Source organism: Aeromonas sp. S13(2024) (assembly GCF_041402405.1).
In the GTDB taxonomy this organism is placed as follows: Bacteria; Pseudomonadota; Gammaproteobacteria; order Enterobacterales; family Aeromonadaceae; genus Aeromonas; species Aeromonas veronii.
In genome coordinates this window covers 323,178-345,811 of the sequence record NZ_JBGLRA010000001.1, presented here as the reverse complement: position 1 = coordinate 345,811, position 22,634 = coordinate 323,178, and the positions used below count along the sequence as shown (strand labels likewise).

Annotated in this window: 19 protein-coding genes and 1 tRNA gene; 8 read left to right on the top strand and 12 right to left on the bottom strand. The window is 58.2% G+C overall.

What is annotated here, in order from left to right; all coding sequences use genetic code 11:
- Positions 1-37: 37 nt before the first annotated feature.
- The gene (locus ACB042_RS01565; RefSeq protein WP_100654048.1) at positions 38-1,171 is read right to left on the bottom strand and encodes a GGDEF domain-containing protein; all 1,134 of its coding nucleotides are present in this window, start codon (positions 1,169-1,171) and stop codon (positions 38-40) included.
- A 520-nt stretch (positions 1,172-1,691) separates the two neighbouring features.
- On the opposite strand from ACB042_RS01565, the gene ACB042_RS01560 reads away from it, so the two are divergent.
- The 3 genes from ACB042_RS01560 to ACB042_RS01550 all read left to right on the top strand — a co-directional run bounded on the left by ACB042_RS01560 (position 1,692) and on the right by ACB042_RS01550 (position 4,278).
- Positions 1,692-2,492 carry a transporter substrate-binding domain-containing protein gene (locus ACB042_RS01560; RefSeq protein ID WP_005334079.1) on the top strand — a complete coding sequence of 267 codons (801 nt, stop codon included), beginning with the start codon at positions 1,692-1,694 and terminating at the stop codon, positions 2,490-2,492.
- A 99-nt stretch (positions 2,493-2,591) separates the two neighbouring features.
- Complete coding sequence (locus ACB042_RS01555) at positions 2,592-3,551, top strand: amino acid ABC transporter permease (protein ID WP_371177637.1); 960 nt, start codon at positions 2,592-2,594, stop codon at positions 3,549-3,551.
- Positions 3,535-4,278: an amino acid ABC transporter ATP-binding protein gene (locus tag ACB042_RS01550; RefSeq protein WP_371177636.1), complete on the top strand. Its 744-nt coding sequence runs from the start codon at positions 3,535-3,537 to the stop codon at positions 4,276-4,278. Before ACB042_RS01555 ends, ACB042_RS01550 begins: the two co-directional genes overlap by 17 nt.
- A gap of 107 nt (positions 4,279-4,385) precedes the next feature.
- On the opposite strand, the gene ACB042_RS01545 is transcribed toward ACB042_RS01550, so the two are convergent.
- On the bottom strand, positions 4,386-5,177 hold the full coding sequence (locus tag ACB042_RS01545) for a substrate-binding periplasmic protein (RefSeq protein WP_371177635.1): 792 nt from the start codon (positions 5,175-5,177) through the stop codon (positions 4,386-4,388).
- Positions 5,178-5,345: 168 nt separating this feature from the next.
- Here ACB042_RS01545 and ACB042_RS01540 point away from each other — a divergent pair, with 168 nt between their 5' ends.
- Positions 5,346-6,185: a sterol desaturase family protein gene (locus ACB042_RS01540; protein WP_371177634.1), complete on the top strand. Its 840-nt coding sequence runs from the start codon at positions 5,346-5,348 to the stop codon at positions 6,183-6,185.
- A gap of 97 nt (positions 6,186-6,282) precedes the next feature.
- On the opposite strand, the gene ACB042_RS01535 is transcribed toward ACB042_RS01540, so the two are convergent.
- The 9 genes from ACB042_RS01535 to tadA all read right to left on the bottom strand — a co-directional run bounded on the left by ACB042_RS01535 (position 6,283) and on the right by tadA (position 17,377).
- Positions 6,283-7,698 (bottom strand): basic amino acid/polyamine antiporter, encoded by a 1,416-nt coding sequence (locus ACB042_RS01535; RefSeq protein WP_371177633.1) that lies wholly within the window; start codon positions 7,696-7,698, stop codon positions 6,283-6,285.
- 9 nt (positions 7,699-7,707) lie between these two features.
- Complete coding sequence (locus tag ACB042_RS01530) at positions 7,708-8,610, bottom strand: homocysteine S-methyltransferase family protein (protein ID WP_371177632.1); 903 nt, start codon at positions 8,608-8,610, stop codon at positions 7,708-7,710.
- 292 nt (positions 8,611-8,902) lie between these two features.
- The gene (locus tag ACB042_RS01525) at positions 8,903-9,445 is read right to left on the bottom strand and encodes a hypothetical protein (RefSeq protein ID WP_371177631.1); all 543 of its coding nucleotides are present in this window, start codon (positions 9,443-9,445) and stop codon (positions 8,903-8,905) included.
- Between the two features lie 19 nt (positions 9,446-9,464).
- Positions 9,465-10,784 carry a hemolysin family protein gene (locus ACB042_RS01520; protein ID WP_005334094.1) on the bottom strand — a complete coding sequence of 440 codons (1,320 nt, stop codon included), beginning with the start codon at positions 10,782-10,784 and terminating at the stop codon, positions 9,465-9,467.
- 190 nt (positions 10,785-10,974) lie between these two features.
- Positions 10,975-11,685 carry a phosphate signaling complex protein PhoU gene (gene phoU / locus ACB042_RS01515; RefSeq protein WP_005334097.1) on the bottom strand — a complete coding sequence of 237 codons (711 nt, stop codon included), beginning with the start codon at positions 11,683-11,685 and terminating at the stop codon, positions 10,975-10,977.
- An 85-nt stretch (positions 11,686-11,770) separates the two neighbouring features.
- On the bottom strand, positions 11,771-12,589 hold the full coding sequence (gene pstB, locus ACB042_RS01510; protein WP_005334102.1) for a phosphate ABC transporter ATP-binding protein PstB: 819 nt from the start codon (positions 12,587-12,589) through the stop codon (positions 11,771-11,773).
- 133 nt (positions 12,590-12,722) lie between these two features.
- Positions 12,723-14,372 (bottom strand): phosphate ABC transporter permease PstA, encoded by a 1,650-nt coding sequence (pstA, locus tag ACB042_RS01505; RefSeq protein ID WP_047437676.1) that lies wholly within the window; start codon positions 14,370-14,372, stop codon positions 12,723-12,725.
- A 17-nt stretch (positions 14,373-14,389) separates the two neighbouring features.
- The gene (locus ACB042_RS01500) at positions 14,390-16,627 is read right to left on the bottom strand and encodes an ABC transporter permease subunit (protein ID WP_335836778.1); all 2,238 of its coding nucleotides are present in this window, start codon (positions 16,625-16,627) and stop codon (positions 14,390-14,392) included.
- 204 nt (positions 16,628-16,831) lie between these two features.
- Positions 16,832-17,377, bottom strand: a complete 546-nt coding sequence (tadA, locus tag ACB042_RS01495) for a tRNA adenosine(34) deaminase TadA (protein WP_371177630.1) — start codon at positions 17,375-17,377, stop codon at positions 16,832-16,834.
- A 249-nt stretch (positions 17,378-17,626) separates the two neighbouring features.
- Here tadA and ACB042_RS01490 point away from each other — a divergent pair.
- The 4 genes from ACB042_RS01490 (at position 17,627) to aceA (ending at position 21,749) form a co-directional block, all read left to right on the top strand.
- A tRNA-Pro gene (locus ACB042_RS01490) sits at positions 17,627-17,703 on the top strand.
- A 223-nt stretch (positions 17,704-17,926) separates the two neighbouring features.
- Positions 17,927-18,067 (top strand): hypothetical protein, encoded by a 141-nt coding sequence (locus tag ACB042_RS01485; RefSeq protein WP_005334106.1) that lies wholly within the window; start codon positions 17,927-17,929, stop codon positions 18,065-18,067.
- A 687-nt stretch (positions 18,068-18,754) separates the two neighbouring features.
- Positions 18,755-20,362: a malate synthase A gene (gene aceB / locus ACB042_RS01480; protein WP_371177629.1), complete on the top strand. Its 1,608-nt coding sequence runs from the start codon at positions 18,755-18,757 to the stop codon at positions 20,360-20,362.
- Between the two features lie 73 nt (positions 20,363-20,435).
- Positions 20,436-21,749: an isocitrate lyase gene (gene aceA, locus ACB042_RS01475; RefSeq protein WP_005344572.1), complete on the top strand. Its 1,314-nt coding sequence runs from the start codon at positions 20,436-20,438 to the stop codon at positions 21,747-21,749.
- A gap of 105 nt (positions 21,750-21,854) precedes the next feature.
- Here the strand turns inward: aceA and hda are convergent, their stop codons facing one another.
- Positions 21,855-22,556 carry a DnaA inactivator Hda gene (hda, locus tag ACB042_RS01470; RefSeq protein ID WP_013723920.1) on the bottom strand — a complete coding sequence of 234 codons (702 nt, stop codon included), beginning with the start codon at positions 22,554-22,556 and terminating at the stop codon, positions 21,855-21,857.
- Positions 22,557-22,634: the final 78 nt, after the last annotated feature.

Genomic DNA, 22,634 nt, shown 5'->3' with positions numbered 1-22,634 from the left:
ACCGCACCCTGATTTTATTCCTGAACCTATTCCTGCATCAGGCAGCCTGACAGACCCGGTTCTTTCCTTCCCGCTTGGCCCGATAGAGAGCGTCATCCGCACGGCTGAACAGGCTGTCAAAGTGCCACTCCCCCTGCCAGTGAGCAATACCCATGCTGACGGTGATATGGATCCCCTCGACCTCGCTGGCCGCAAGCTGAACCCGCAGTGACTGACAACGGGCAATCGCCTCCTCTGCGGTGGCATGGCGAAACAACAGCACAAACTCCTCGCCCCCAAAGCGACTGGCCAATACTCCCTCCAGCTCGCGCAGTGCCAACCCGACCCGCTCCAGCACCCGATCCCCCACCTCATGGCCATGCCGATCGTTGATCTGCTTGAAGTCATCCAGATCGAGCACCGCCAGCGCCCCCTGCTGTGCAGGGCGTCCCCGGGCCAGACGCTCCATAAAACCACGGCGATTGAACAAGCCGGTCAACGGATCATGACTGGCCTGATAGCGCAGTTCCAGCGCCCGGTGCTGGTTGCAGAGCAGCAGCACCCCGAAGGTGAGCATGGAGCTACCCACCAGCATGGAAACATAGGGCAACACGTTGAACAGCTGACGCTGGAACGGGCTTTCGATCACCTCGCCCCACACGGTAAACATCCGCATCAGGGTCATGGCGATCAGCACCAGATTGAGGCCAATCAGCACCCAGACCGCCACCTGATAATCGGGTCGACCGTGACGCCAGAGCTGCCAGATGATGAGCGTACTGAGCATGAGGAAGGTGGCGCTGCTGATCATCACCCGTACCGCAATCCGGCCATCGATGGCGACCGACCAGGTCATGACGGCGGCAAACAGCAGGATGAATCCCCAGCAGACAGGCCAGCCCGGCGATTGCCGGAAGAAACAGCGTTGGGCGACCAGCAATAACGACACATGAAAAATCAGGAAGACATTGCCCACCCAGGAGCCATAGGGGGTGGGTGTCAGCAGCAGACTGGCAAATCCCGCCTGACCCAGCATGGCAAACAGACTGGACCACCACCAGACCCCGACGCCGGGAATATCGTTGTGGGTAACGCGAATGATGGTGAGAGTGAGGAAACCGAGACAATAGCCACACAAGGCCATGATCATCAAGGTAAAAATATCCAGCTTAAGCAGTAGTGAGGCGTCCATACCAAAGCCATGCAGAGAGGGTAACTGAGTATATGAGAAGCGTTTGCCAAGACCCAGTGCGACTTGATGGTTTTCACAATAAAGCCCGTTCGTTTGCTGACAAACAGAGCAATGCGTGTGATATCCCACCAATGCGTATTCGTATCAGCCCCACAAAAAGCCTCTTACGGAGCCCAATAACTCAATGAGAGTCGCAAGCGGCACCCAGGCTTTGTAACAAAATGTCTTGGGGATAATTTGGGCTTGAACCCACTCAATTAGATAGATATGTTGTTTTCGTGTGATTTTATGAATGAAGCCATGAGCAATAAATGTCTCTAACCTGTTGAGTCTTCTAACACAATCGGTTTTTGGTACATTTTTCACTCAACCACTATTCATAGCATCTCATATGGGGCTTTTGTCCCGCTCAAGACATTCATCCTGTCTTGCCTGTTGCCGGATGCAGCAGTCTCTTGTGCCACGGAGTCGCACGGGATCAGGTTCAAGGCCGAACACACCACCGACAGAGACGTCACTTATGATCAAAAAACTGATTCTTTCTACCCTGCTGTTTTGCGGGATCGCCACGGCGGCCCCGACCCCTGCCCCCACCTCCACCCTGGATGCCGTGCTCGAACGCGGCGTGCTGCGAGTCGGCTTCGACGCCGGCTATCAACCCTTCGAGATGACCAACAAGCAGGGCCAATACATCGGCTTTGATGTGGATCTCGCCAAGATGGTCGCCAAAGAGATGGGCGTGAAGGTCGAGTTCGTCAACACCGCCTGGGATGGCATCATTCCGGCGCTGCTGACCAACAAGTTCGACGTCATCATGGGCGGCATGACCGTCACTCCCCAGCGCAACCTGCGAGTCAACTTCGCCGATCCTTACATCGTGGTCGGTCAGACCATCGTCCTGCGCAAAGAGAAGGCGGGCGAAATCAAATCCTTCACCGACCTCAACGACCCGAAATACAAGATCGCGGTCAAGCTCGGCACCACCGGCGAGCAGGCAGTCAAGCGCCTGATCCCCAAAGCTACCCTGCTGCAGTTTGAAACCCAGGATGACGCCAAGCTGGAAGTGATCAACGGCAAGGTCGATGCGTTCGTCTATGACCTGCCCTACAACGCTATTTTCGCCTCCCAGAATCAGGGCGCCGTGGTGCACCTCGACAAGCCGTTCACCTTCGAACCGCTGGCCTGGGCCATCCGCAAAGGGGATCAGGACACCCTCAACTGGTTTAACAACTACCTGCGCCAGATCAAGGGCGATGGCAGCTACGACCGTCTCTACAAGAAGTGGTTCGAATCCAACGCCTGGCTGAACCAGCTCAAATAACCTCCGGGGGGCGGCACATGCCGCCCCTGCACCACGCAGCTCCCCACACAATAACGAGAAGAGGTTGTGACTGTGCACACACCCAAACCGACAAGACAGATGGAAAAACAGCCCAATCAGCTACTCTGGCATGGGGTTTTCCTGCTGATGCTGCTGGTTGCCGTATTCGGCATCTATAAGGCTGTCCAGTCAGTGGATTACACCTGGCGCTGGGAACGCATTCCCCAATACATCGCCTATCAGGCGGAGCAGAAGAATGTCGCCGAATTTGACGGCACCGTGATGGCAGGTACCAGCGAGGCCGAGAAGGGCAAGCTGTTCCTGCAAGACGATCTCGACCCCAATGTGCGGCAAACCATCGCCAGCACCGGCATACAAGTCGCCGAAGGGGATACCGTTTTTCGTGGCGATACCCTCGACACCCAACTGAGCTGGACCGCAGGCCCCATCGCCTGGGGCGTCTGGGTCACCGTCAAGCTCTCGCTGGTAGCAGGCATCTTCGCCATCCTGCTCGGCACCCTGGCCGGGCTGGCGCGTCTTTCCCCCAATCCGGCCCTGCGCAATCTGGCGGTCACCTATGTGGAGCTGATCCGCGGCACGCCGCTGCTAGTGCAGATCTTCATCGTCTACTTCTTTATCGGCACCGTGCTGAACCTCGACCGCTTCACCGCCGGGGTCGCGGCACTGGCGGTCTTTACCGGCGCCTATGTGGCGGAGATCGTCCGCGCCGGTATCAGCTCCATCCACAAGGGGCAGATGGAGGCGGGCCGCAGCCTGGGTATGACCTCCGCCCAGACCATGCGCTACGTCATCCTGCCGCAGGCGTTCAAACGGGTGCTGCCGCCACTGGCGGGTCAGTTCATCAACCTGATCAAGGACTCCTCGCTGGTGTCGGTCATCTCCATCACCGATCTGACCAAGGCGGGACGCGAGGTGGTCAGCTCTACCTTCAGCCCGTTCGAGGTGTGGTTCACCGTGGCACTGCTCTATCTGGTGCTGACCGGTACTCTCTCCTTTCTGGTGCGCCGTCTCGAGGTGAAATATGCGAAAAGCAACTGATCCCATCATCAAAACGACCGGTGTAGAGAAGTTCTACGGCAGCGAAGTGCATGCCCTGAAAAACGTCACCACCGAGGTGGCCGAAGGGGAAGTGGTCGTGATCGTCGGCCCCAGCGGCTCCGGCAAGTCCACCTTTCTGCGCACCCTCAACCAGCTGGAGACCATCAACGACGGCGATATCGTGGTGGACGGCATCTGCCTGACCCAGCCGGGCGATGTCAACAAGCTGCGGGAAGAGGTGGGCATGGTGTTCCAGTCCTTCAACCTCTTTCCCCACCTGACGGTGCTGGATAATATCTGCCTCGCCCCTCAGAAGGTGCGGGGGCTGTCGCGCCGTGAGGCCGAAGACAGAGCCAAGGCGCTGCTGCTGAAAGTGGGGCTGTCGGTGAAAGCGGCCAGCTATCCCTCCCAACTCTCCGGCGGTCAGCAACAGCGGGTGGCCATCGCCCGGGCGCTCGCCATGCAGCCACGCATCATGCTGTTTGACGAGCCCACCAGTGCGCTGGACCCCGAAATGGTGGGGGAAGTGCTGGATGTGATGAAGGGGCTGGCCCGCGAAGGGATGACCATGGTGGTAGTGACCCACGAGATGGGCTTTGCCCGCGAGGTGGCTGATCGGGTGCTCTTTATGGAGAGTGGCGAACTGCTGGTGGATGAAAAACCCGCCGATTTCTTCGACAATCCCCCCTCCCCACGCCTGCGCCAGTTCCTGAGTCAGGTGCTGTAGCCAACACGCTCTGCTGGATAAACGAAGAGGGACCGCAAGGTCCCTCTTCTTGTGTGTCACGCTGAGCAGGCTTAACCCAGCTGAACCCGAGTGCCCCTCTCATCGGCTCAGCGCGGGGACTTTCCCAAATAGCGCTCCACGATCACTTTCACCCCGTCACGTTTTTTGAGCTGATAGAGCTCCTTGTCAAACTGGTCGATAAAGGCCTGTTTGTAGGGATACTCTCCCTTGCGGCTGTAGCCGAGAAACCCCTGCTCCTTGCTGAGCACCGGCCCCTGTTTGAGCAGGGACATATCGGCCACCGCCAGCTGATCGGCCTTTATCATGTTGAGCAACTCATAGAGCAGGGAGAGGCGATCATTGATGGTGCAATCGACCCGGCCGCGAACAATCTTGAGCAGGTTCTCCCGATTGCTTTTCACCTCCTCCACGTCGATCTGCTTCTCTTTTACCGCCAGCCAAAAGGCATCGCCGCCGACGGCAAAACCGGCGTTCATGCCAAAGCGTAAACCATGATAGTCGAGCGGAAATCTGGCCAGCGGGGTATTGGCCGCCACACTGGCGCCGCACATCACCACCAGCTCTTCATCCAGCATCGGCTGGGAGTAGGGCCACATATAAGGGCGGGTATCGGGCATGTAGTAGGGTGGAAAGATGGCGAAGGCGGCCCCCTGTTCCACCATGCTCAGACCGCGCCGCCACGGCATGGGCTTGAGCACCACCTCATAGTCAGGCATGGCAGAGGTCACCTCGCGGATGATGTCAGCATAGATCCCCCTGACCTCCTCCCCTTCCTGCCAGGAGTAGGGGGGATAGGCGGCATCCGCCAGGATCTCGACCCGGGTCTTGGCGTGCGCCATCATGCACAACCCCAACAACAAGCAACACCAGACGCGCATAAGCCAGCACCTCCTGAAAAAGCCTGCATCAAGCATAGCCATCCACTGCGCCTTCCTCTGCTGGCGCGCCATATTTCATGCCATCTCTTCGTTGGCTGAAAAATGTTAATGAAATATTAAAACCATCCTTTATGCTGGAGAGCAATTGCTCTGAATGGATGGCCGCATATGGATGTGCAACTGCTTTTGCTCTACCTCTCCCCGATTTTTCTGGCCTTTATCGGCTGGGAGATGCTCTACCTGCGCAAACATGGCGCGGCCTTTCCCACCGCCACCTACCAGTGGCGGGATCTGTTCGCCAACGCCACGCTGGCCCTGATGCACCAAGGGGGCGATGCCCTGGCGGCCATCGCCATTGCTTGTCTGTATGACACCCTCTGGGGCTGGCGACTGTTCGATATCGAGCTGAATCTCTGGAGTGTGCTACTGCTGTTCCTGTTGCAGGATCTCTGCTACTGGCTGTTCCACTTCACCAGCCACCATGTGCGCTGGCTGTGGGCTTCCCACGTGGTACATCACAGTTCGGAGCGGCTCAATCTCTCCACCGCTTTTCGCCAGAGCCTGATGTATCCAATCTCCGGCATGTGGCTGTTCTGGATCCCGATGATTGTCATCGGCTTCCCGCCCGAGGCGGTGGTCGCCACCGTGCTGCTGAGTCTGGGTTTCCAGTTCTTCGTCCACACTCAGGTGGTGGGCAAGCTCGGCTGGCTGGAGTGGATCTTCAACACCCCCTCCCACCACAGGGTGCACCACGCCAGCAACGCCAAGTACATAGACCGCAACTTTGCCGGCGTGCTGATTATCTGGGATCGACTGTTCGGCACCTTTGTCGAGGAGGATCCTGCCGAGCCATGCCGCTTCGGCATCACCAAGCCGATCCACAGCTTTAACCCCCTCACTCTCACCTTCCATGAGTGGCGCGACATGCTGCGTGACGCCCGTGGCCTGCCATGGCGACAAAAACTCGCGGTGCTGTTTGGCAAACCGGCCGGACCTGCCAGCAGCTGAGCCTTCGCCCCGGATAGCAAGCCACTGATAACCAGTCCCTGATAATAAGAGAGCGCCACAGTGGCGCTCTCTTTTATGGTCAGTCATATCTTCGATATCAGAGATGGGCGAACGACCAGACGGCGGGGATCAGGCTCAGCAAGGTCACGCCGGCCAATAGCCGTTCGCGACCACTCAGGCAAAGACCTGCGCCCAGCTGGCGGCGGCTGTAGAGAAACAGCAGCAGACCCGGCCCGTAGAGCAGCAAGGAGAGCAGCAGATACTCCACCCCGGCAGCATAGAGCAGCCAGAAGCCGTAACCGCTCGACACCAGCGCTACCGCCCGCATCAGACCGCTGCCCTGCCCACTCTCCCCCTCCTTGCTGAACGAAAGCTTGAGCAAAAACAGCCCGATCAACAGGTAAGGCACCAAAATCATCGAGGTCGATATAAGCAGCAGACTGGTGTAGCCCTTGCCGAGCAGCCACACCAGCAGCAGGCATGTTTGCACCGTCAGGCTGGTGAGCCAGAGCGAGGCGATAGGCGTCCCGTTGCGGTTCTGGCGCCGGAAGATGGCGGGAAACGCACCGTGGCGGGCCGCGCTGAACGGCACCTCGGCCGAGAAGAGGGTCCAGCTCACATAGGAGGCGAGCACCGAGACGATAAGACCGAGGCTGATGAGCAGCTTGCCCCAGGAGCCGGTCATCTGGGCCATCAGCCCTGCCATGGAGGGGTTGGGTAGCGCCGCCAGCTCGGGCCGACTCAATATCCCCAGCGCCAGCACCGAGATAAGCACATAGAGCAGCAGCGCCAGCACCACCCCAAGCACGGTGGCAGTGCCCACATCCTGCCGGTTTCGAGCGCGGGCCGACAGCACCGCTGCCCCCTCGATACCGGTGAAGACCCAGAGGGTGATGAGCATGGTGTTGCGCACCTGCTCGGAGACCGGCACCGCCAGGGTGCTGCCCTGCTGATCCGCCACGAAGGTGACCGGATCGAACCAGTAGCAGGCAAACAGAATAAACAGCAGCAGCGGCAGGCTCTTGGCCAGGGTCGCCACCAGATTGAACAACGCCGCCTGCTGCACGCCGCGGGCCACCAGCAGGTGCACAGCCCAGAGGATGCAGGACTCGCCGACAAACGCCGCCAGGGTATTGCCGTCACCAAACCAGATCTGCTCCGGCGTATCGACGAAGCTGCCCAGCGCCGCAAAGGCCATGACCAGATAACCCACCACGCCGATGGTGGCGCAGAGCCAGTACCCCCAGGCGGAGAAGAAGCCCACCAGATCGCCAAAACCGGCGCGGGCGTAGCTGTAGATGCCGCCGTCGAGATCCGGTCTGAGTCGCGACAGATAGAGAAAACTCATGGCGAGCGCCAGGATGCCCACACCCGTCACGCCCCAGCCGATCAGCACAGCGCGCGCCCCCGCCACCTCGGCCATGTTCTGGGGCAGGCTGAAAATCCCCGCCCCCACCATGGAGCTGAATACCAGCGCGGTGAGGGACCAGAGCCCAATCTTGTTCTCTTTCATGGGTGCTCCTTAGCGCAACCGGCTGCTCAGCGCCTGAATATGCTCGGGGCCGATACCGCAGCAACCGCCGATCAAGTTCGCCCCGGCCCCGCGCCAGCGCTCGGCCCAGCCGAGATAATCCAGCGGCCCCAGATCGGCGCGGATCTCGTCCAGTCCGTCGTTGGCGGTGGCCTCTTTGGGCTGCGGCGGGAAAGCGTTGGCATAGGCTCCGAGGCGGATGTCGCTGCGACCCTCTGCCTGCAACGCAGCACTTGCCACCTTGAGCGCCCCCTCGATCACCTCGGGCTGACAGCAGTTGAACAAGATGGCATCGACTCCAGCCGCCACCAGCATGGTCACCGCATCGGCCACCCGTTCGCCGGAGCGCAGTCGCGGCTCGTTGCCCGGCGTCTCATCTTCCAGCGTGAAGGAGACCCAGAACGGCTTGCCGTCATCAGGCAGCAGCGCTTTCAGGGTCAGTGGCTCGGCAATCAGGCTCATGGTCTCGGCCAGCCAGATATCCACATGAGGGGATAGCGCCCGGATAAGCGGCGTGGCCAGCTCGCTCACTCGGTCCGCCTTGAACAGGTCGGCACGGTAGGAGCCAAAGAGCGGCGGCAGAGAACCCGCTACCTGCACGGCCCCCTTCTGCTCGTCAGCCACCTCGCGGGCCAGTTGCCCAGCCAGCGCTGCCAGCCCCTCCCCTTCGGCAAAGAAACGCTCATCGCCGATATGAAACGGCACCAGCGCATAGCTATTGGTAGTAATGACCCTGGCACCGCTCGCCACATAGGCCTGATGCACGTCACGCACCGTCTCTGGCGCTTCCATCAAGGCCAGTGCCGACCACTCGGGTTGACGAAACGGTGCCCCCCGCCGTGCCAACTCGCGCCCCATGCCTCCATCCAGCACCCACAATTCCCTGGTTTCCATCTGTCGTGTCTCTTTGTTATATGCGTTGTTTATTTGCGTATTTATCTGTTTGTTTTGTTGATCTGTGGTTTCGCATGAATCGCTGCAGATCGTCCTGCTTCATCCTGGGAAGCCCTTTTATTATGTAGCCATAAAAACATATGGATGTTTAGACGGCCAAAACAAGATAAAACAAAGTGCCACGGGCGGCAATCAGTATCAGCAGAAATCAGCGTGCAAACGGCGAGGCAAACGCAGAAATGCAAGAGGCCACCCTAAGGTGGCCTCATCACAATCTTGATCCGCTGGTAACTTAACGCCCGGCCAGCACTCGCTTGATCTGTTTGACCCAGTCGGAAACCCGACCCTGCTGCGGCAAACCGCGCCAGATCTGCTCCCACTGGGCAGGGCTGAGCGGACGACCGAGGCGACGCTGCACACCCGCATAGAGGTAGTCATGGGCTGTGGTGGCCGCATGCTCGGAGGTGAGGAATTTGGAGACCGGATCGGTCAACCGCACATCCCGCATGCCGAGCAGCGGATAGTCATTGTGCACCGCTGCCAGCATGGTCTCGCGCATGGCGGACTCGATGTAGCCACGGGCAAGCAGGGCGGTCACCGACTCCAGCGACCCCTGATCCGGGCCGTGGTACTGCTCATCAAAGACCGGGCTCGGCTCTGCCATGCCGCTTTGCACCACCGCATCGGGATCCGGCTGCGGCACGACCACAGCAGGCTTGGGGGTTACCGGCTTGGCTACCACTGTGGCTTTGCGCGGCGCACTCTGACTACAGGCACCCAGTGCCAGGGCGAGCGCGACACAGGCCAGCGCACGGGAATGAGACTGCATCTTCATGACTCTTATGTCGCTCCTTTTACGATTCCTGAGCTGGCTTCTCGGCCACCGCCGGTTCGACCCGGGTAACCAGCAGCTGATCAATCTTGTAACTGTCGATATCGACCACTTCGAACTTGTAACCGGCGTATTTGACCGAGTCAGTGCGCTTGGGGATCTTGCGCAGCATATACATGATAAAGCCGGCGATGGTCTCGTAGTTCTGGTTCTCGGGGAACTCTTCGATATCAAAGGCGCGCATCACGTCGGAGATGGGGGTGACCCCGTCCACCAGCCAGGAGTTCTCGTCGCGCTGGACGATCTGCTCTTCCACCACGTGGGTCGCCCACTCACCCATTACGGTGCTCATCAGGTCGTTCATGGTGACAATCCCCACCACCAGCGCGTACTCGTTCATCACCACGGCAAAGTCGCCACGATGATTCTTGAAGTACTCCATCGCCTCATAGAGGTTCAGGGTATCGGGGATGATGATGACGTTCTGCACCAGGTTGCCACCGATCAGGTCGATGCTCTGGCCGCCGATAACGCGGATCAGCAGCTCTTTGGCATCGACAAAGCCCTTGATGCTGTCGAGGTTGTGGTCACAGACCAGAAACTTGTTGTGGGGATGTTCGGCGATCTTCGCCTTGATGCTCTCTTCACTCTCTTGCAGGGTGAAGTAGATGAGGCTCTCGCGGGCCGTCATGGCGGAGGTGACACCAAGGGACTGCAACTCGAACACGTTCTCGATGAGCTGATGCTCCTCGCGCTGGATAACCCCCGCCTCGGCACCGGCATCCATCACCGCATAGATATCGTCGGAGGTGATCTCGTCGTTACGCACCGTGGAGACGCGCATCAGACGGAACAGGGAGTTCGCCAATCCGTTGAAGACCCACACCAGCGGCATCAACACGGTGACGAAGAAGAGCATGGGGCGCACCACCACCACGGCAATCTGCTCGGGCATGGTCATGGCCAGACGCTTGGGCATCAGATCGGCGATCAGGATAAACATGCCGGTGACGAACACGAAGGAGGCACCGGAGCTGATCTCGCCAAGCCAGGGGCCCTGGTAGAACTGGGAGACAATCCCCTTGATGGCGGGGTTGAGGGCAGACTCACCCAGGATACCGCCCAGAATGGCGACGGTATTGAGGCCAATCTGCACCACGGTGAAAAAGTTGCCCGGTTGGGCCTGCAGGGCCAGCACCTTTTCGGCCTGGCGATTACCTTCATCCGCCATCACCTGCAATTTGATTTTGCGAGACGCGGCGAGAGAGATCTCGGAGAGGGAGAAGAACACACTGCCGCCAACCAGCAGCATTAAAAAGAACAAACTATCGGCAAAACTCATGATTAACCTATTGCTACACCCGCCTTAGCACAAGACGGCAAACTGGGCCCGGGAGACCGGACCGTGAGCCCATCCGGGACTCACACAGGGGGAGTATTCTATCAGAAAACAGCCAGTTGGGGGCTTTATCTTACTCCGACCAGTTATGCAACAAAAAAGGCGCTTCACGCGCCTTTTTATTCACTTCCGGTTAGCCCTTGCCCAGTAGGGTGCCCAGATCGTCCGCCTTGGTGTGGCGCACATCCTTGCCTTTCACGTAGTAGACGATGTACTCGCAGATGTGCTGGCAGCGATCGCCGACCCGCTCGATGGCTCGCGCCGCCCACAGGACGTTGAGAACCTGGGGGATAGTGCGGGGATCTTCCATCATGTAGGTCATCAGCTCGCGGATGATGGACTCGTACTCGCGGTCTACCTTGTCATCTTCCTTGTAGACAGCCAGCGCCGCATCCAGATCCATGCGGGCGAAGGCGTCGAGCACATCGTGCAGCATCTTGATGGTACGACGGCCCATGTTCTCCAGCGACACCAGCGGCGGCTGCGGCTTGTTGGCGTTGTCGGTCAGCATGCGGGCGATCTTGTCGGCCACGTCGCCAATGCGCTCCAGATCGGTGATGGTCTTGATGATGGCCATCACCAGTCGCAGGTCGGAGGCAGTCGGCTGACGCTTGGCGATGATGCGGGTGCACTCCTCGTCGATCGCCACTTCCATCGCGTTGACCTTGTGGTCGTTGGCCACGATCTTGCGCGCCGCATCGAGATCCTGATCGTGGATCGCTGCAATGGCGTCGGTGAGCTGCTGCTCCACCAGACCGCCCATCACCAGCACCTGGTTGCGCACGCTCTCTAGCTCGGCATTGAACTGACCGGAGATGTGTTTATTGAGGTTCATATTGTCCATACAAATAATCCTTGATTGCTCCGATTATGCCTTAGCCGTTGAACCGACTGCCAATCTGTTTGCTGAGATTCATCCTCTCCTCTCCTTAGCCATAACGACCGGTAATGTAATCTTCGGTCTTTTTCTTGGCCGGGGTGGTGAAAATGGTGTTGGTATCCGAGTACTCGATAAGCTCGCCCATATACATGAAGGCGGTCTGATCCGACACGCGCGCAGCCTGTTGCATGTTGTGGGTCACGATCACCACGGTGAACTGGCTCTTGAGCTCGTTGATCAGCTCCTCGATGGTGAGGGTGGAGATGGGGTCGAGCGCCGAGGTCGGTTCATCGAGCAGCAACACTTCCGGCTCGATGGCGATGGCACGGGCAATCACCAGACGCTGCTGCTGACCACCGGAAAGACCGAAGGCGTTGTCGTGCAGACGATCCTTCACCTCGTCCCACAGGGCCGCACCGCGCAGGGAGCGCTCGGCCGCTTCATCCAGAGTGCGACGATCGTTGATCCCCTGCAGGCGCAGACCATAGACCACGTTCTCGTAGATGGACTTGGGGAACGGGTTCGGGCGCTGGAACACCATGCCCACCTGACGGCGCAGGGCGGAAACATCGACGCTCTTGTCATAGATGTTGTGGCCGTGCAGCTGGATTTCCCCCTCGATGCGGCAGATCTCCACCAGATCGTTCATCCGGTTGATGCAGCGCAGCAGGGTCGATTTGCCACAGCCTGACGGGCCGATAAAGGCGGTCACCTGCCCTTTGGGGATCTTCATGTTGACGTTGAAGAGCGCCTGCTTGCTGCCGTAGTACAGGTTGAGATCCTTCACCTCCAGTGCGGTCTGCTCCGGGGTCAGGTTGAGCAGGTCCAGCGCGGTGTGCTGGGTAGACGTGGTCGTTACGTTGATCATCTGTTACCTCAAAATCTATCTGGAGTGGCCGGACAGCTGCCGGCGCCCCTCACGTATTGGTGCAGAGAGATGGCGGCTCGCGCTCGGCCGCCCCTCTGTTATCTCACTCTTGTATCACTCAAGCGGCGCCGGATTAATGCTCCAGCGACCGGAATTTCTCGCGCAAGTGGTTACGAATACCGATAGCGGTCAGGTTCAGACCCACGATCACCGTCACCAGCAGGAAGGAGGTGGCGTAGACCAGCGGGCGGGCCGCCTCGACGTTGGGGCTCTGGAAGCCGACGTCATAGATGTGGAAGCCCAGGTGCATGAACTTGCGCTCCACATGCAGATACGGGAAGTTGCCATCCATCGGCAGGGTCGGTGCCAGTTTTACCACCCCCACCAGCATCAGCGGCGCCACTTCACCGGCTGCACGGGCAATAGCCAGAATAAGGCCGGTCATGATGGCCGGGCTCGCCATCGGCAGCACAATGCGCCACAGGGTCTCGGCCTGGGTGGCGCCCAGTGCCAACGAGCCCTGACGGATGGTGCTCGGGATCCGCGCCAGCCCCTCTTCGGTGGAGACAATCACCACCGGCAGGGTCAGGATGGCCAGGGTCAGCGCCGACCAGATCACGCCGGGTGAGCCAAAGGTCGGGCTCGGCAGCGCTTCCGGGTAGAAAAGCTGGTCTAACGAACCGCCGAGTGTGTAGACGAAGAAGCCCAGACCAAACACGCCGTAGACGATGGAGGGCACGCCCGCCAGGTTGATCACCGCAATGCGGATAAGCTTGGTCAGACTGTTCTTGCCCGCATACTCGTGCAGATAAACCGCTGCCACCACCCCCAGCGGGGTCACGATGATCGCCATCAGGATAACCATGAAGACGGTACCGAAGATGGCCGGGAACACCCCGCCCTCGGTGTTGGCTTCGCGAGGCTCACCGGAAACAAACTTGCCAATCTGATGGAACCAGTGACCCACCTTGGCCAGCAGGCTCATGTCGTTGGGCCATACCACGTCCAGTACCTTGGACATCGGCATGGTCACCAGCTCGCCACGCATATCCTTGACGGTGATGGCGTCGCGATCGGCTTGGCTACGCAGAGAGAAGAGCTCTTTTTCCAGCACCTGATAACGATCGTTGAGGGCCTGACGCTCGCTGGCCAGCTCCACTTTGAGCTGATCAGTCAGCTCATTTTCAAGCTCTGCTTTACGTTCCTTGAGGCGCAACTTCTCTAATTGGTAGTTGATGGCGCCAATGGGGCCTTTTTGTAACTCATTGGCTTGTTCAGACAAACCGTTGCTTCGAGCCAGCATCCGCTTGAGCACTTTGTGCAAATCTTGCTCATACACGACGCCATCTTCCTTGGCCTCTACCACATAGCCATAGAAGTTGCCGTTGGTAGTACGCTCTATCATTGCCATCTCGACAGGAAGAGCCTGAGACTTGATATCAGTCTCCAGAACCCAGCGAAAATCGAGGTCAACGAACTCGCGGTTGCCGGTCTTGACCAGATAACGGGTCAACACCTCACGTTCTTCACCTTCCAATGGCAATCCTGCGGCTCGCAGGCGTTCAACCGGCACCAGCTCACTGTCATTGATTTCACCAACCAACACACTCTTGTTACCGCTGGCGTCTTCCAGTTGCCACTCATAGATAGGGTGGGGCCAGAAGTAGACCAGACCACGCCAGCCGATCAGCAACAACAGACCCAGTACCGCTACCAGGCTCAGGCTGACGGCACCGCCGGTCATCCAGATCCAGGGGGCCCCTGATTTAAACCACTTACCCATTGTCGATTCCTTGCCCGTTACATGGAGCTGTATTTTTCACGCAACCGCTGGCGGACAAACTCGGCCAGGGTGTTGAAGAAAAAGGTGAACACAAACAGTACGAAGGCCGCGAGGAACAGCACTCGATAGTGGGAGCTGCCCACTTCCGACTCCGGCATCTCCACCGCAATGTTGGCGGCGAGGGTACGCAACCCCTGGAACATGGAGAAATCCATGATGGGGGTGTTGCCAGTGGCCATCAGCACGATCATGGTCTCACCCACGGCGCGGCCAAGCCCCATCATCACCGCAGAGAAGATGCCCGGGCTCGCGGTGAGGATCACCACCCGGCTCAGGGTCTGCCACGGGGTGGCCCCCAGCGCCAGCGAGCCCTGAGTCAGATGCTTGGGCACCGAGAAGACCGCATCTTCTGCAATGGAGAAGATGGTGGGGATGACCGCAAAGCCCATGGCGATACCGACCACCAGCGAGTTGCGCTGGTCAAATTTGATCCCCATTACATTGGTGAGCCAGCTACGGGTATCACCACCGAAAAACGCATTTTCTACGACAGGACTGAGAGTAAGAGCCATCCAGCCAATCAGAATAACGACAGGGATCAGTAAGACGGCTTGACTGCCCTCAGGCACACTTTGCTTGAGAGTGTCAGGCAACAGATGCCATAGCAGAGCTGCAAGCAGCATCCCCATCGGCAGCATCACCAGCATCATAAAAATGCCCGGCAGGTAATCTTCCACAATGGGAGCAAGCCACAAACCAGCCAGGAAACCGAGGATAACAGTTGGCAATGCCTCCATGATCTCTATGGTCGGTTTAACAAACTTGCGCATCCCCGGAGACATGAAGTAGGCGGTATAGATGGCACCGGCAATCCCGAGTGGTACAGCAAACAACAGCGCATAAAAAGCGGCTTTGAGAGTACCAAACGAAAGGGGGACCAGACTCAGCTTGGCTTCAAAGTCGTTGCTGGCGGAGGTGGATTGCCACACATACTGGGGCTCCGGATACCCTTCGTACCATACCTTTTGCCAGAGGGCAGACCAGGTCACTTCGGGGTGATCATTCTCAACCGTAAACAATTTGAAGGTGTCGCCTTGTTGCATCAACAGTGCATTGTGGCGTGGAGAGATGGCCAGGGCAGAAAGCTCCCCCCCTTCTACTGTCTCGGTCAGCAGCTTGGTCTCGCCGGTGGCGTGGAAGAAGCTGATGATGCCGTCCTTGTCGGCACTGATGAAGCCTTTGCGAAAGTGCTCGGGAGTCAACAGATCCACTGCGCCATCACCCTTGAAATCACGGATCTGGGTGAACTGACGTTTGCCATCCTTTGCCACTTCAAACCACTGGGAGATGACGCCGTTGTCATTACCTACCAGCAGCGAAGAAGCGCCAGCCAGCAGCTCGACCCGGGTCACGTTGGCGTTGGTGGCATTGATCTCCAGCACGTTGCGCAGGGAGATCTCGCTCAGGTTATGAATGTCATAGACGGAGAGACGATTACCCTGACGTACAAAGAGGATCCGCAGATTGGGCGTCAGCAACATCTGATCCACATGGCGCGGCAGGGAGGGAATCGAGTAGTTTTCACTGCTCCACTCAATCTCCCCGGAGATGAAGTTCTCCTCGCCGCTCATCACAGTCATCACGCCACGACCATCTTCGGTCACGGCAGCGGTCGCCATCTTGTCCTTGGTGGCTTCGAACACCATCCGTTGCAGCGCCTTCCCTTGCGGGTCGATCACCACAGGCTCTTCGCCGAAGGGATATTTCAAGCTGGGTTCAATCACCCGCACATCGTTGGGATAGGAGACCTTGAACGCAGGCTGGACAACCAGTGCCTTGCCATCGGCAAAGCCGTAGGCAATCAGCTTTTGGCCCGGTGCCGGCGTTGTGGCCGTGCTGATGTCGCCAGCAACCTGGGCTTGGCCCAGTGACTGGCCAACCTTGATCTTGTCATCTCCTTGTAACGCGAAGAAGTTGACCTGACCTTTATCGCTGAAGCGATAGCCGATCTCGTTCTGCTCTTCCATGCCGAGCCAGGCTGTCTTCCCTGCAACGGGCAGGGTAAACGAGGTGGCCGGCTCCATGGAGGCGCCATTGAAGATGGGTTTCACCACATAGAGCAGATAAAAGAAGATAAGCAGCAGCGCCACCAGTACCAGGGCTCCGCCTGTGGTGACGCCATATTTGGCCAATTTATCCTTGATCCGGCGTTTTCTACTGCCCGCCATGACCAGGTTTAACGATTCCGATGACATGCAAGACCTCAATGTAAGCTAGGCTTCGCGGCATTATATGGCGGTTGCATGACAGTTTTGTTACATCGAGAACGCTTTAACAGAGGTTGTTAGCGGAAAAATGGGCGGGGATCCCTTTGAAGGCGGGCGAGCGTAATATATTGTTTATAAAGGGATATTTATGCTGACAATCAGCAAGGGCAGCCTGCGCTGCCCCCGAATGATTCAGGAAAGGGTATCGTTTGATTGTTGCAGCGCCAGTTTGGCCGCCTTTTTCTCGGCGCGACGGCGCTTGAAGAAGGCCGACAACTGGGCCGAGCAGGCATCGGCCAGCACACCACCGGTCAGCTCGACTCTGTGATTGTGGCGCGGGTCCTGCAAGATCTCGAACACCGACCCCGCGGCACCGGTCTTGAGATCTCGGGCGCCGTAAACCACCCGCTTGACCCGGCTATGGATCAGCGCACCGGCACACATACAGCAGGGCTCCAGCGTCACATAAAGAGTGGTGTCGAGCAGGCGGTAGTTCGCCAGCTGCTTGCCCGCCGCCCGGATTGCCATCACCTCGGCATGGGCACAGGCATCGTGTTCGCTGATGGAGCGGTTCCACCCCTCTCCCACCACCTGACCATCCAGCACCAGTACGGCACCGACCGGGATCTCGCCAATCCCTTCGGCCCGGGCAGCCAATGCCATGGCATGGCGCATCCACTGTTCGTCCTGCTCGGTTTGACTCGGTATATCTGGGACCTCTGATGGTTTCACGCCCATCCCCTCTTTATATTGTTCAATTGTGCTTTTTACATTCCAGCTATCCACATCTGTCAGATGAATCCATAGATAGCAGGCATGATAGCTCGCGGTGACAGGGCGGCGATTATGCCAAATCTGCACGTCAGACCCAAGCCGCATCCCGACTGAGCAATAAAGAAGCAATCGGCATCTCTATGATAAAAAAGGAGTTGCACCCGTTTGGCCATGCTATTAGACTTCCTCCCCGTCAGCCGAGTCTGACTCCGTCGGTGTGTAGCGCAGCCAGGTAGCGCATCTGCATGGGGTGTAGAGGGTCGGAGGTTCGAATCCTCTCACACCGACCATTTTCCCCGAGAATAGCCCAGTCAAACGACTGGGCTATTTTTTTGCCTCCGATTTATCCTCCTGACAGCGCCAGCCTACCAAGAACAAAAAACACTCAGAACCACTTGAATCTTTTTGCCGAACTCATTAAGATGCGCAACTTTCCGCCGGTAGACAACACAGGGAGGTGGAAACACGAGTGAAGGGATCACTGTCCGGCTTGCGTGCAACACAGGACCAGGCATGAACCAGAACACCGATTTCGCACCCGCCATTACGCTTTATTCCGTTCCTCACGACACCCCTTGCCACACCGAAAGCGAAAATGAACAGGTCATCCAGCTGGATGTGATCGATCTGGCCGAACCGGATGATGACTATTGAGCCCGGCCAGATGGCCGCTCATCACCAGCACATCGCCTGTTCAACGCTCTCCGTTTCACACCCTTGGCGAGAAATCTGCAAAAAACGACAAACTGCTAATTCTATCAAGGATGGCAGTATTATTGACTGATGCGTCTCCCCCTTCCCTCTCCAGCATCCCCCCCGACAATTGATACAAACCTACGTTATTGCGCTTCACTTTTCATCGTTGCAACCGCTGGTGCCAAGAGAGCCTGCATCACCACACCAAGTTTAAAACGCACGTTCACCAATCAGGTCTAGCATTAGCAAAACATTCATTGCCACATTCAAACGCGCTTTATACGGCTGTTTTGGCAAAGCCTGGAGTTAGGTCGGGATTTGTTTTTGCATTTGTAATTTTATTACGTAATAAGTTACAAAATGAGGGGCAGGGTAACGGCCCAAATTAGCCGTTGTCCGATGGGAAAAAGCAGGAGCATAACCATCTGCGTAGAGCTTTTATACCAACCCAATAAAGTAATAAAAAACATCAACTTAACCATATCCAAAAAACAAGTGTTTAAAAAAAACTGTTGACGTAATCAACAATATTTCGCACCTTATCAATCGTGTTACCCCGTTGTTGCGGGAACGTTTCAGGAACAGGGATTCGACTTTAGTCGTAGTTAGTAAGTTCAAAATGTAATTCTCAAAGGAGTGAACCTTATGTCGGCACCGGCTCAGACCCACTGCAGCGCCCGCCTTCGCATCCAGGGCGAGATGCTGCCCGAATACGCGCAAATTCTGACGCCGGACGCGGTGGCTCTGGTCTCCGAACTGGTGGAACGTTTTGCTCCCCAAAGAGGGGAATTGCTGAAACAACGTGTGGCACGCCAGGCCCGTATCGATGGCGGCGAGCTGCCGGACTTCCTGCCGGAAACCGCCCACATCCGTGAAGGTGACTGGACCATTCGCGGCATTCCCGCCGACCTGCAAGATCGCCGTGTGGAGATCACCGGCCCGGTCGAGCGCAAGATGGTGATCAACGCCCTCAACGCCAACGTCAAGGTGTTTATGGCGGACTTCGAGGACTCACTGGCCCCCGCCTGGAATAAGGTGATCGAGGGTCAAATCAACTTGCGCGATGCAGTCAACGGCACCATCTCTTACACCAGTCCGGAAGGAAAGGCTTATACCCTGACCCCCAATCCGGCGGTACTCATCTGCCGGGTGCGCGGTCTGCACTTGCCGGAAAAACATGTCACCTTTGATGGCGAGCCGATCCCCGGCGGTCTGTTCGATTTTGCCCTCTATTTCCTGCACAACTACCAAGCGCTGCTGGCCAAAGGCTCCGGCCCCTACTTCTATGTACCCAAGCTGCAGAGCCATCTGGAAGGGCGTTGGTGGAGCGAAGTGTTCGCCTGGACCGAGGACAAGTTCGGTCTGCCCCGCGGCACCATCAAGGCCACCGTGCTGATTGAAACCCTGCCGGCAGTGTTCGAGATGGATGAGCTGCTCTATCAAATGAAGGATCACATCGTCGCGCTGAACTGCGGTCGCTGGGACTACATCTTCAGCTATATCAAAACCTTGAAGAACCATCCGGATCGGGTACTGCCTGATCGTCAAGTGGTGACCATGGACAAGCCGTTCCTCTCCGCCTACTCGCGGCTGCTGATCAAGACCTGCCACAAGCGCGGAGCGCTGGCGATGGGTGGCATGGCTGCCTTTATTCCGGCCAAGGACGCGGCCGTCAACGAGCAGGTCTTCGCCAAGGTCAAGGCCGACAAGGAGCGCGAAGCCAACAACGGTCACGACGGTACCTGGGTCGCCCACCCTGGTCTGGCCGATACTGCCATGGCGGTGTTCAACGCCACCATTGCGGTTGGTGCCAAGAACCAGATCGGCGTGCTGCGCGAGCAGGATGCTCCCATCACCGCCACCGACCTGCTGGCCCCCTGTGAGGGCGAGCGCACCGAGGCTGGAATGCGCACCAATATCCGGGTTGCCCTGCAATATCTGGAGGCCTGGATCAACGGCAACGGCTGCGTGCCCATCTACGGTCTGATGGAAGATGCCGCCACCGCCGAGATCTCCCGTACCTCCATCTGGCAGTGGATCCGCCACGGCAAGAGCCTGTCGAATGGCAAGGTGGTGACCAAAGAGCTGTTCCGCCAGATGCTGGCCGAGGAGTTGGAGGTGGTCAAAGCCGAGGTGGGCGCCGCACGCTGGCAGGCAGGACGCTTTGCCGAGGCAAGCGAACTGATGGAAGAGATCACCTGCGCCGATACCCTGATCGATTTTCTGACGCTGCCCGGTTACGAGCGGCTCTGAATCACGGGCCCCGGGCGGGGCTCGCCAATAACAAGTCAATGGAAACGTGAAATCAATGAAAGAGGGAACTGATATGGCACTGACCCGTGAGCAACAGATCCAGGCTATCGAGAAAGACTGGGCGGAAAACCCCCGCTGGAAAGGGATCAAGCGCGGCTACAGCGCCGAAGACGTGGTGAACCTGCGCGGCAGTTTGCAGCCGGTGCACACCCTGGCTCAGCGCGGTGCCGACAAGCTGTGGGGCCTGATCCACGGCGACGCCAAGAAAGGCTACGTCAACTGCCTCGGCGCCCTGACCGGCGGTCAGGCGGTGCAGCAGGCCAAGGCGGGGATCGAGGCGATCTACCTCTCCGGCTGGCAGGTGGCGGCGGACAACAACTTGTCCTCCACCATGTATCCGGATCAGTCCCTCTACCCGGCCAACTCCGTACCGTCCGTGGTGGAGCGCATCAACAACTCCTTCGCCCGTGCCGACCAGATCCAGTGGGCCAACAAGGTAGGACCGCAGGATGAGGGCTTTATCGACTACTTCCTGCCCATCGTGGCGGATGCGGAAGCCGGTTTCGGCGGCGTGCTGAACGCCTTCGAACTGATGAAGGGGATGATTGAAGCGGGCGCCGCCGGCGTGCACTTCGAGGATCAGCTCGCTTCCGTCAAGAAGTGCGGTCATATGGGCGGCAAGGTGCTGGTACCGACTCAGGAAGCGGTGCAGAAGCTGGTTGCCGCCCGTCTGGCAGCCGATGTGTGCGGCACCACCACCTTGGTGATCGCCCGTACCGACGCCAACGCCGCTGACCTGCTGACCACCGACGCCGACCCGTACGATGCAGACTTCCTGACTGGCGAGCGCACTGCCGAAGGGTTCTACAAGGTGCGTGCCGGTATCGATCAGGCCATCGCTCGCGGTCTGGCTTACGCCCCCTACGCTGACATGGTGTGGTGTGAAACCGCCAAGCCGGACCTAGACGAAGCGCGTAAATTTGCCGAAGCAATCAAGGCCAAGTTCCCGGACCGCATCCTGGCCTACAACTGCTCCCCGAGCTTCAACTGGAAGAAGAATCTGGACGATGCCACCATCGCCCGCTTCCAGCAGGAGCTCTCCGACATGGGCTACAAGTACCAGTTCATCACCCTCGCGGGTATCCACAACATGTGGTTCCACATGTACGAGCTGGCCTACCAGTACGCCCGTGGCGAAGGGATGAAGCACTACGTCGAGATGGTGCAGGAGCCGGAATTTGCCGCCGCCAGCCGTGGCTACACCTTCGTGGCACACCAGCAGGAGGTCGGTACCGGTTACTTCGACAAGGTGACCACCGTCATTCAGGGTGGCCAATCCTCGGTGACCGCGCTGACCGGCTCCACCGAAGAAGATCAGTTCCACTAATAAGGGAGCTGCCTTGAAATAGCAAAACCCCGGCCTGATGCCGGGGTTTCTTTTTATCTGCCATTCAAACGAAAGTCAGGCCACAACCGCACACCGCAGAGAGAATCAGAGCTCGAGGATCTCTTTGACAAAGGGAATGGTCAGCTTGCGCTTGGCGCGAAATGAGGCGTTGTCGAGCTGATTGAGAGTGGTGAGCAGGGTGCGCATATCGCGGGAGAGTCGGTTGAGCAGGAAGCGGCCCACATCGATGGGCAATTTGAAGCCCCGCAGCTCGGCACGCAGCTGCAGGGCACTGAGCTTGCCTTCATCATCCAGCTCTTCGAGATGGAAACTCACCCCCCAATCGAGGCGCGAAGCGAGATCCGGCAGTTGCAGCCCCAGTTTGCGCGGTGCGCTGCAGCCGGTGACCACCAGCGTCCCCTCGCCCTTCTCCTGCCAGCGGTTGTAGAAATCGAACAGCGCCCGCTCCCACACGGCATTGCCGGCGATCGCCTCAAGGCTGTCGAGACAGACCAGCGGCAGGCTTTCGAGGGCATCGAGCATGCTGGGATCGAGCTGTTCAAATTGATCGAGGGAGAGATAGGCCGCCGCCGCATCGCGGGCGTTGACCTCGGCACAGGTGGCGTGGAGCAGATGAGAGCGTCCGGATCCCTTGGCTCCCCAGAAATAGAGGAAAGGCGATCCCTGACCGATGGCCGCGTTTTTGAGGGCGGTGATCAGATGAGCATTGTTGCCGGGATAAAAACTGACGAAGGTTTCATCATCCGGTAGTTGTACGGCTAAAGACAGTTGGGCCGGTTGCTTCACTCGTTGGGCTTTGACTGTGACATTTGTGGCTAAGTGTACCATCGCAATGGCAGATAGAGAACCGCCCGGGCAAGCCGG